The 9,979-nt window shown below is 68.4% G+C and carries 8 protein-coding genes; 2 read left to right on the top strand and 6 right to left on the bottom strand.

Annotated elements, in window-relative coordinates; translation table 11 throughout:
- Positions 1 to 582: beta-ketoacyl-ACP synthase III (locus JWP28_RS03675; RefSeq protein ID WP_299540059.1), on the top strand; the 582-nt coding region annotated here is incomplete at its 5' end.
- 33 nt (positions 583 to 615) lie between these two features.
- Here the strand turns inward: JWP28_RS03675 and JWP28_RS03670 are convergent.
- The 6 genes from JWP28_RS03670 to JWP28_RS03645 all read right to left on the bottom strand — a co-directional run bounded on the left by JWP28_RS03670 (position 616) and on the right by JWP28_RS03645 (position 9,107).
- Complete coding sequence (locus JWP28_RS03670) at positions 616 to 1,932, bottom strand: M48 family metalloprotease (RefSeq protein WP_299540057.1); 1,317 nt, start codon at positions 1,930 to 1,932, stop codon at positions 616 to 618.
- A gap of 80 nt (positions 1,933 to 2,012) precedes the next feature.
- Positions 2,013 to 4,709 carry a pyruvate, phosphate dikinase gene (ppdK, locus tag JWP28_RS03665; RefSeq protein WP_299540055.1) on the bottom strand — a complete coding sequence of 899 codons (2,697 nt, stop codon included), beginning with the start codon at positions 4,707 to 4,709 and terminating at the stop codon, positions 2,013 to 2,015.
- Between the two features lie 39 nt (positions 4,710 to 4,748).
- Positions 4,749 to 6,758 (bottom strand): glycine--tRNA ligase subunit beta, encoded by a 2,010-nt coding sequence (gene glyS / locus JWP28_RS03660; RefSeq protein ID WP_299540053.1) that lies wholly within the window; start codon positions 6,756 to 6,758, stop codon positions 4,749 to 4,751.
- Between the two features lie 214 nt (positions 6,759 to 6,972).
- Positions 6,973 to 7,857, bottom strand: coding sequence for a glycine--tRNA ligase subunit alpha (locus JWP28_RS03655; RefSeq protein WP_299540052.1), 885 nt, complete (start codon positions 7,855 to 7,857; stop codon positions 6,973 to 6,975).
- 111 nt (positions 7,858 to 7,968) lie between these two features.
- Positions 7,969 to 8,322 carry a hypothetical protein gene (locus JWP28_RS03650; RefSeq protein WP_299540050.1) on the bottom strand — a complete coding sequence of 118 codons (354 nt, stop codon included), beginning with the start codon at positions 8,320 to 8,322 and terminating at the stop codon, positions 7,969 to 7,971.
- A gap of 59 nt (positions 8,323 to 8,381) precedes the next feature.
- On the bottom strand, positions 8,382 to 9,107 hold the full coding sequence (locus tag JWP28_RS03645) for a fasciclin domain-containing protein (RefSeq protein ID WP_299540048.1): 726 nt from the start codon (positions 9,105 to 9,107) through the stop codon (positions 8,382 to 8,384).
- 366 nt (positions 9,108 to 9,473) lie between these two features.
- Between JWP28_RS03645 and JWP28_RS03640 the strand changes: the two genes are divergently transcribed.
- Positions 9,474 to 9,812, top strand: a complete 339-nt coding sequence (locus tag JWP28_RS03640; RefSeq protein WP_293372711.1) for a P-II family nitrogen regulator — start codon at positions 9,474 to 9,476, stop codon at positions 9,810 to 9,812.
- Positions 9,813 to 9,979: the final 167 nt, after the last annotated feature.

Here is a 9,979-nt window from a genome sequence, read left to right as displayed (position 1 = left end):
GAGATCTGCTCGGGCCACCTCAACTTCCGCGACCGCGACAGCCACTTCATCTTCGGCGACGTCGCCACCGCCGTGATCGTCGAGGACGCAGCCACGGCGCCAATTTCTGGTAAAAGCGCCGGCTGGGATATCCTCGGCACGCGCCTGCGCACCCAGTTCTCCAACAACATCCGCAACAACTTCGGCTTCCTGAACCGCGCCGCGCCGGAGGGGATCGGGGCGGTGGACAAGCTGTTCGTGCAGGAGGGCCGCAAGGTGTTCCGCGAGGTGGTGCCCCTTGTCTCCGAGATGATCGTCGAGCATGCCCGCGACCTCGGGATCGATCCGACCCGGCTAAAGCGCTTGTGGCTACATCAAGCCAACATCAACATGAACGAGCTGATCGGCCGCCGCGTCCTGGGCCGCGAGCCGGCGCCGGGCGAAAACGTCATCATCCTCGACGAGTTCGCCAACACCTCCTCGGCCGGCTCGATAATCGCCTTCCACCGCGCCAACGACGACTTCGCGCCGGGCGAAACCGGCCTGATCTGCTCGTTCGGCGCCGGCTACTCCGCCGGCACGGTGTTCGTCAGGAAGCGGTAGCGCAATCCAGTTGCTCCCCTTTTGGGGGAGCTGTCAGCCCCCGGGACCGGCGAAGCCGGCCCGAGGATAAACTCCGCTGACTGAGGGGGTCCTCAACAGCCTGAGCGGACCCCCTCCGGCCCTTCGGCCACCTCCCCCAAACCGCGCTACGCGCTGGGGGGAGGAACTGGGAGCCTTCGGGTGCGTCGCCTTCCAGTCCATGGCGCGACGGACCCGGGCCCCGACCGCCGGGTGATCGTAGAAGATCACTTCCTCGAGCCTCGACGGCGTCGCGGCGCGGTACTCAATGGTCTTCACCAGCGCCTTGGCGAGCCCGTCCGGCTCGTTGAAGTGCTCCAGCGAGAAGCGGTCGGCGTCGGACTCCGCGATCCGCGATACCGCGTTGCTGAGCGGCGTGGCGATCAGCGAGATGACGGCGAAGATCACCCCGATCACCGGCAGGCCGGCCGGGTCCGCCACCCCCGTCACGCCCTTGGCGCCCAGCACCCGCGCCGTCCAGGGGAACAGCCGGTCCACCAGGAAGAAGGCGACCAGCGCCAGCAGTCCGTAGGCCAGGCCGAAGATGAAGATGTGGCCGCGCACATAGTGGCCCATCTCATGGCCCACGACGCCGCGCACCTCAGCGAGGTCGGCGTCCTTCTTGAACATCACGTCGCTCATCGCCACCCGCGCCGTGCCGAACAGGCCCGCGACATTGGCGGTGTAGCGGTTGGACTGCTTGGAGCCGTCGTAGATCATGATCTTGTCGGAGGGCACGCCCACCTGCTTGGCCATGGCCACGACCTCGTCGCGCATAGCGCCAGCCGGCGCGGGCCTGTAGCTGTTGAACAGCGGTTCGACCAGGATCGGCCCCGCCGCCTGAAAGGCGATGAAGGCCGCCACCACGCCCACCGAACTCCAGATCCACCAGGTCTTCGGGGCGCGCCGGATCACCCAGTAGAGCAGCGAGAACAGGATCACCGCCTGAATCGTGCCCACGAGGATCTGCACGCCGTGCTCCGCGAGCCAGCCGGCGAACGCCCGGCTGGTCAGGGCGTAGCTCTTCTCCCGCCACCAGTGGGCGTAGGCGTCCCAGGGGATCGACAGCAGGCCCTCGATGAGCGAATCGACCACGACCACGGCGGCCACCGCCAGCCAGGGACGCGGCCGGGTCTTCTCGACGCCGCCGCGCACCCGCACCAGCACGCCGGACCGGATGACGATCCAGGATACCAGGATCGAGACCAGCGCGCCCCAGAGCAGCAGCCAGTGGCCGCCCTGCGTATAGGCCGTCGCCTTGGCGTGCGCCTCGGGCGGCAAGGTCGCCAGATAGGCCGCCGTCGCCGCGCCCGGATCGAATCCCTGGGCCATCTCCGCCTCCCCCCGCTTCTTCGGGCGCGAGAAGGCCAGAGATTGCCAAGCTTGTCAGGCCCGAAACCGCGCCTGGGGCGCTAGCGGTCCTTCTCGCGCTCGCCGATGGCGGCTTGCGCGGCGGCGAGGCGGGCGATCGGCACGCGGTAGGCCGAACAGCTGACGTAATCCAGGCCGACCTCTTCGCAGAACCGGATCGAGGCCGGATCGCCGCCGTGCTCGCCGCAGATGCCGAGCTTGACGTCGGGCCGGGCCGCGCGGCCGCGCTCGGCGGCGATGCGGATCAGGTCGCCGACGCCTTCCTGGTCGAGGGAGACGAAGGGGTCCTTCTCGAAGATGCCCTTCTCGATATAGGCGTTGAGGAACCGACCGCTGTCGTCGCGGCTGATGCCGAAGGTGGTCTGGGTCAGGTCGTTGGTGCCGAAGGAGAAGAACTCGGCGTTCTCGGCAAGGTCGGCGGCGCGGATGGCCGCGCGGGGCAGCTCGATCATGGTGCCGACGGCGTATTCGATCTCACGGCCCTTCTCGGCGATCACCTGTTTCGCAACCCGGTCCGTGAGTTGGCGCAGGAACTTCATCTCCTCGCCCTTGGCGACCAGCGGGTGCATGATCTCCGGGATCGGCGCCGGGCGGCCGGCCGCGGCGACTTCGCACGCCGCCTCGATGATGGCGCGGACCTGCATCTCGTAGATCTCGGGATAGCTCACCCCCAGCCGGCAGCCGCGGTGGCCCAGCATCGGGTTCACCTCGTGCAGCTCCTGGGCCCGGCGCAGCAGCTTGGCGGCGTCGAGGCCGGTGGCGGCAGCCACCGCGGCCACGTCCTCCTCGGTGTGCGGCAGGAACTCGTGCAGCGGCGGGTCGAGCAGGCGGATGGTGACCGGCAGGCCCTCCATGATCCCGAACAGCTCCACGAAGTCATCGCGCTGCATGGGCAGGATCTTGGCCAGCGCCGCGCGGCGCCCGGCCTCGTCGTCGGCGAGGATCATCTCGCGCACGGCGGCGATCCGGGCAGGATCGAAGAACATGTGCTCGGTGCGGCAAAGGCCGATGCCCTCGGCGCCGAACTGGCGGGCGGTCTTGGCGTCCACGGCAGTCTCGGCGTTGGCGCGGACTTTCAGGCGGCGCACCCCGTCGGCCCAGCTCATCAGGGTCGCGAAATCACCGGAAAGCTCGGGCTCGACCATCTTGACCACACCCGACAGCACCTCGCCGGTCGAGCCGTCGATGGTGATCACGTCGCCGGCGCGGAAGGTCCGCCCGCGGGTGCGCATCTCGCCGGCCTTGGCGTCGATGTGGATTTCGCCGGCGCCTGAGACGCAAGGGCGGCCCATGCCGCGCGCCACCACGGCGGCGTGGCTGGTCATGCCCCCCCTGGCGGTGACGATCCCACGCGCGGCGTCCATGCCGCGGATGTCCTCCGGCGAAGTCTCCTCGCGCACCAGGATCACCGCGCCGGCCGATCCGCCCTGGATCTCGGCCTCGGCGGCGGTGAACACGATCTTGCCGGTGGCCGCGCCGGGCGAGGCCGGCAGGCCGGTGGCGATCACCTCGCGGTTGGAGGCCGGGTCGATGGTCGGGTGCAGCAACTGGTCGAGGGACGAGGGCTCGACCCGCATCACCGCCTCTTCGCGAGTGATCAGCTTCTCGCTGGCGAGGTCGACGGCGACCTTCAGCGCGGCCTTGGCCGTGCGCTTGCCGTTGCGCGTCTGCAGCATGTAGAGCCGGCCTTTTTCGACCGTGAACTCGATGTCCTGCATATCGCGGTAGTGCTTCTCGAGCTTCTCCACGACCGCCTTGAACTGGACGAAGACGTCCGGCAGCGCCTCCTCCATGGAGGGGCTCTTCTCGCCCATCTCCTCGCGCGCAATGCGGGTCAGCGCCTGGGGCGTGCGGATGCCGGCCACCACGTCCTCGCCCTGGGCGTTGATCAGGAATTCGCCGTAGAGCCGGTTCTCGCCGGTCGACGGGTTGCGGGTGAACGCCACGCCGGTCGCGGAGGTCTCGCCCATGTTGCCGAACACCATCGACTGCACGTTCACCGCCGTGCCCCAGCTCTCCGGGATGTCGTGCATGCGGCGGTAGAACTTCGCCCGGTCGTTCATCCAGCTGGCGAACACCGCGCCGATGGCGCCCCAGAGCTGCGCCTGCGGATCCTGCGGGAACGGATGGCCAAGGTCAGTCTCCACGGCCTTCTTGTAGTCGCGGACCACTGCCTCCCAGTCTTCGGCGGAGAGCGCGGTGTCGACGGTGACGTCGAGCCGCTCCTTATGCTCGTCGAGGATCTCCTCGAACATGTGGTGGTCGAGGTCGAGGACCACATTCGAGTACATCTGGATGAAGCGGCGATAGCTGTCGAAGGCGAAGCGCCGGTCGCCGGCGAGCTTGGCCAGGCCCTCCACCGTCTGGTCGTTGAGCCCGAGGTTCAGGACCGTGTCCATCATCCCCGGCATCGAGGCGCGCGCGCCCGAGCGGACGGAGACCAGCAGCGGATTGGCCGCGTCGCCGAACGCCTTGCCGGTCTGCTGCTCGACGACCTTCAGGGCGGCGGCGACCTCACCCTGCAGGTCGGCCGGGTACTGCTTCGAATTGCCGTAGTAGTGGGTGCAGGCCTCGGTGGTGATGGTGAAGCCGGGGGGCACCGGCAGGCCGAGCGACGACATTTCCGCCAGGTTCGCACCTTTGCCGCCCAGCAGGTTCTTCATCGAGGCGTCGCCGTCGGCGCGCCCGCCGCCAAAGGCGTAGACCCAACGCGTCTTCACCATCGTCTCGGCCGGCATCGATGTCCCTCTTCGCTCATCCCGGCGAAAGCCGGGAACCTACCCGGTGACCTGGCTGAAGTCCGCCACGCGCCCCATGGCGTCGCGAACCTTCACCAGAAGCCGCAACCTGTTCTCGCGTTCCGACGCTATGTCGGAGTTCACTAAGACCTTGTCAAAGAAGGCGTCCACCGCCGGGCGCAGGGCCGCAAGTTCGCGCATGGCTGTGGCGTAGTCTTCGTGTCCCAGCGCCTTGCCAACCTCGATCTCCATGTGACCGATGGCGTTGACCAGCCCAGCTTCCTCCGGCGGCCCACCGGCCATCTCGGCGGGTTCGCCTGTCGGCAGTGGTCCCTTTTTCTCCTCGGCCTTGAGGATGTTCACCGCCCGCTTGTAGCCGGCCAGCAGGTTCTTGCCGTCCTCGGTGCCGAGGAAGCCGGAGAGCGCGTTCACCTTGGAGACGATCCGCACGAGATCGTCGTCGCCCAGCGCGAACACCGCGTCGACGAGATCGTGGCGTTCGCCCTGCTCGCGCAGCAGCACCTTCAGGCGGTCGGCGAAGAAGGCGAGCAGCTCGTCGGACGCGAATTTCCGCAGCGGCAGCCTGGTCCGCGTCTGCAGGATGACGCGGATCACGCCTAGCGCCGCGCGGCGCAAGGCGTAGGGGTCGCGCGAGCCGGTCGGCTTTTCGTCGATGGCAAAGAAGCCGATGAGACTGTCCAGCTTGTCGGCCAGGGCCACGGTCGCGGCCACCGCCTGCACCGGCACGTCGTCGGTCGGACCCTGCGGCCGGTAGTGCCAGCGGATGGCGTCGACGATCTCGGGCTCCAGGCCCTCCTTCTCGGCGTAGTAGCCGCCCATGATCCCCTGCAGCTCGGGGAACTCGGCGACCATGCCGGTGACGAGGTCGGCCTTGCAGAGCCGGGCGGCCTGCATGGCCAGCGTCCTGGTCGCGCCGTCGTCGCGGACGTAGGGAGCCAGCTCGCCGGCCAGCGCCACGATCCGCTCGACCCGCTCGTACATCGTCCCGAGCCTGGCGTGAAAGGTGACGCCCTTCAGCTTCTCCAGCCGGTCTTCCAGCCGCACCTTGCGGTCCTCGTTCCAGAAGAACCGGGCGTCGGAGAGGCGCGCCGAGAGCACCCGCGCATTGCCGCTGGCGATCAGCTTGCCGCCGTCGGTGGCCTCGATGTTGGCCACGGTGATGAAGTGCGGGACCAGGAAGCCGCTCTTGGGATCGCGCACGGCGAAGAACCGCTGGTGCACCCGCATGGAGGTGCGGATCACCTCCGGCGGTAGGTCGAGGAACTCCGGGTCCATGTCGCCCATCACCGGCGTCGGCCATTCGGCGAGGCCCGCGACCTCGTCCAGCAGGCCCTCGTCCTCGACGAGTTCGAAATTGCGCGCGAAGCAGAGCGTGCGGGCGGCGTCCAGGATGCGCTCCTTGCGCTCCTCCGGATCGAGCACCACGAAGTTTCGCGCCAGGCCGTCGGCGTAGTCGTCGAAATTGCGCACGTGGAAGGCCTGGCCCGTGCCCATGAACCGGTGGCCCTCGGTCAGGTCGCCGGCGACGAAGCCATCGATCTCGAAGGGCACGACCTCGCCGTCGAAAACGCAGAGGATGCGTTGCAACGGCCGTACCCAGCGCAGCCGGCTGACGCCCGAGACCATCGACTTCGGCCAGGGGAAATTGCGTACGATGGCCTCGACCATCTCGGCGACGATCGCGGGCGTCGGTCGGCCCGGCTTGTGCAGGTGGGCGAAGTAGACTCCGTCCTTCTCGACCATCTGCTCCCGGGTGATGCCGGTCGAGCGCAGGAAGCCCTCGATGGCCTGCTCCGGCGCGCCGACGCGGGGACCTTTGCGCTCCTCGTGGCGGTCGGCCTGGGCCGCCGCCAGCCCTTCGGCCACCAGCGTCAGGCGCCTGGGCCCCGCGAACGCGGTCAGCGCTTCCGGCAACAGCCCCTCAGCCGCCAGCCTCTCCCGCGCCATCCGCTCAAGGTCGCGGGCCGCCTGCGCCTGCATGCGGGCGGGAATCTCTTCGCTAAAGAGTTCAAGCAACAGCTGGGGCATGGCTACGCGCCCTCACCAGCAATCGGCAGGGTCGCAGGTCTCCAGTTCCTCCCCCGTAGCGGCGGCGTGCGGGGGAGGTGGATCGACGCCGAAGAGCGGCGAGACGGAGGGGGCGCTGCGGCCGCACGGCGTTCATCCCAGCGCGCCCTCCACCACTTCGTGGTCCCCCTCCCCCGCTTCGCGGGTGAGGAACTGAGCGTCAGCGCTTCGAACATCACGCGTTCTCGCCCTGCTGGGCCACGTAGACCTCCGCGCACATCTTGCAGAGGTCGCGGATGCGGCCGATGTAGCTCTGGCGTTCGGCCACCGCGATCGCCCCGCGGGCGTCCATGATGTTGAAGAGGTGGCTGGCCTTCAGCACGTGGTCGTAGGCCGGCAGCACCAGCTGCTCACCCTGCCGGCCGCGGCTCTGCAGGATGCGCGGCGCCTCGCGCTCCATGTCCTCGAACTGGCGCTTGAGCACGTCCACGTCGGCGACCTCCAACTCGAAGGCCGAGAACTGCTGCTCGTTGGCCAGGAACACCTCGCCGTAGGTGAACTCGTCGTTGTAGCGCAGGTCATAGACGCTATCGACGTTTTGCAGATAGAGGCTGAGCCGCTCCAGGCCGATAGTCAGCTCGCCCGCCGCCGGGAACACGTCGAGGCCGCCCACCTGCTGGAAGTAGGTGTACTGGGTGATCTCCATCCCATCGCACCAGACCTCCCAGCCGAGCCCCCAGGCCCCGACCGTCGGGTTCTCCCAGTCGTCTTCGACGAAGCGGATGTCGTGGACCTTGGGATCGATGCCGATGGCCTGCAGCGAGCCGAGGTAGAGCTCCTGCAGGTTGGGCGGATTGGGCTTCAGGACCACCTGGTACTGGTGGTGCTGGCGCAGCCGGTTGGGGTTCTCGCCATAGCGCCCGTCCGCCGGGCGACGCGAGGGCTGCACATAGGCGACCTTCCACGGCTTGGGCCCCAGCGCGCGCAGCACGGTCGCCGGATGCAGCGTCCCCGCCCCCACCTCGACGTCGTAGGCCTGCAGGATCACGCAGCCTTGCGCCCCCCAATACTCGTGCAGCTTCAGGATCAGGTCCTGAAACGAAAGCGGCTTGTCGGGCATCGGACCAGGGCTTTGGGGGGCTGTTCGCAGGCGCAAAAAAAGTCGGCGGACCATAGGGCCCGCCGACCTTGGCTTCAACCCGCTCCGAAGGGCGGAAAGGCGATCCGTCGGCTAGTTGCCGCGGGCGGCCGTGCGCTTGCCGGCGTTGGACATCGGCTGGCCGTACTTCCTCCGGTTTTCCTTGGTGTCCGGTATCGGGCCGTTGGTCGTCGTGGTGTTGGTCACCGAAGCCCCGGAGGCCGGGTCGGTGGTCGTGACCGAAGTGGAGGTGGCCGTGCCGGTCGGCGCAGCCGTGTCGTCGGTCGTCGCCGAGGTGCTCGGCGCCACCGGGGTGGTCGTCGTCGTGGTCGTTCCGCTGGCGCTGGGCTCGACGGAACTGGGCGGCGCGCTGGACGGCTGTTGCGCATAGGCGGCGCCCGCGAGGAGCGCGGTCGCGGCGGCGGTGAGCAGGTGCTGGATCTTCATGGCGTGGGGTCTCCGGTTGCCATTCGTCGGCAACTAAAAGCCCTACCGCCGGTGAAGGTTCATTTCTTCTTGCTCGCCGGCGCCTTGGTCGGAGGCGCGGCGGCAGGTGCGGGCTCCGGCGCAGGCTCGGGCAGGGTCGCCGGAACCGACCCCGGGACCATCAACTGGTCGATCACATGGATCACGCCGTTCGAGGTCACCACGTCGGGCTGGATGATGTTGGCGTTGTCGGCCTTCAGCACCTCGCCCGAGCCGTCCAGCACGATCACGTCGCCCGCCCCCGACGGCAGCGGTCCGCGCGCGCCCTTGATCTTCGTGGAATCGACCCGGGCGTTGATGATGTAATGCAGCAACATCTTCTGCAGGGCGGGCTTGTCGGCCGTCATCTGGTCGAGCTTGGCCTGCGGAAAGGCCGCGTCCGTCGGCGCGAACACGGTCAACGCGGGCGAGTTCTGCAGCAGGCTGGAGAGGTTCGTCGCGTCGAGCGCCTTCACGAAGGTGTTGAACTGGCCGGAAGAGCGCAGGGTGGTGATCAGATTGCCGTTGGGCGCCAGCTTCGCGGCGGTCGTTGCGGCGGGCGCAGTCGCCTGGGCGGGGACGGCGGCGTCCTTCACGGCGCGCGCGGTCCCTTGCACCGCGGTGTTCGAAGGGCTGTCCGTGCTGGCCTTGCCCGTCGCGGCGACCGCGGATTTCTCGGTCTTGGCGGTGGCCGCCGGTTGGGCCAGGGCGGCGCCGGCGATCAGGGAAACGGCTGCGGCCGCAGTCAGCAAGCGATCGATCTTCATCAGGTCCTCAAGTTGGGATGCAAACGACCCTCGGGAACGCGCAGGTACGGCGAGGGTTCGCCGCTGTCTAGGCGTGGCCGAGCCTAGGTTCCCACGTCACGGCTTCGTGAACATGGTGTTACCGAGGTAGAGCAGCCCATCTGGAGGGCTGAATCGCCCAATTTTAAGGCGCCGCGCGCCAGGGCCGCTCAGCAAACGGGCGCGCCATGCCTTCTTGCGCAGCTTGATCACACCGTCGGCCCGCTCGCCCCCGCCGCGCCGATAGCGTCAGCCGACCGCTGCGAGCCGGGATGGGGACACCTCGCGGCGGAGCTACATCAACACGGACGGCCGGCCCAGCCTCAAGGGTCGCGCGGGAGCGAGCGGATGAAACTGATCATGGCGATCGTCAAACCATTCAAGCTGGACGACGTGCGCGAAGCGCTCGTCGGCGCCGGCGTCGAGGGGCTGACGGTCTCGGAAGTGAAGGGCTACGGCCGGCAGAAGGGGCAGACGGAAATCTACCGGGGCGCCGAGTACCAGGTGAATTTCCTGCCCAAGGTGAAGCTGGAGGCGGTGGTCGACGACGCCGCGGTCGGCAAGGCGGTCGAGGCGGTCAAAGCCGCCGCGGCCACGGGCAAGATCGGCGACGGCAAGATCTTCGTCCTCAACGTCGAGGACGCCGTGCGCATCCGGACCGGCGAGACCGGCGCCGCGGCGCTCTAGCGGTCAAGAACTCAAGGGGACATAGCAAAATGAAGTTCATTGGATTGAAAAGGCTGGCGGGGCTCGCGCTCGCCGCCGCCGTGATCGGGGGCCCGTTCGCGGGACCCGCGCTCGCCCAGAACACCACCGCGGCCGCGGCGACCGCAGCAGCCCCGGCGACGCCCGCC

The organism is Phenylobacterium sp., from assembly GCF_028290885.1.
Taxonomy (GTDB): domain Bacteria; phylum Pseudomonadota; class Alphaproteobacteria; order Caulobacterales; family Caulobacteraceae; genus Phenylobacterium.
This window is presented reverse-complemented; position numbering and strand designations above follow the sequence as displayed.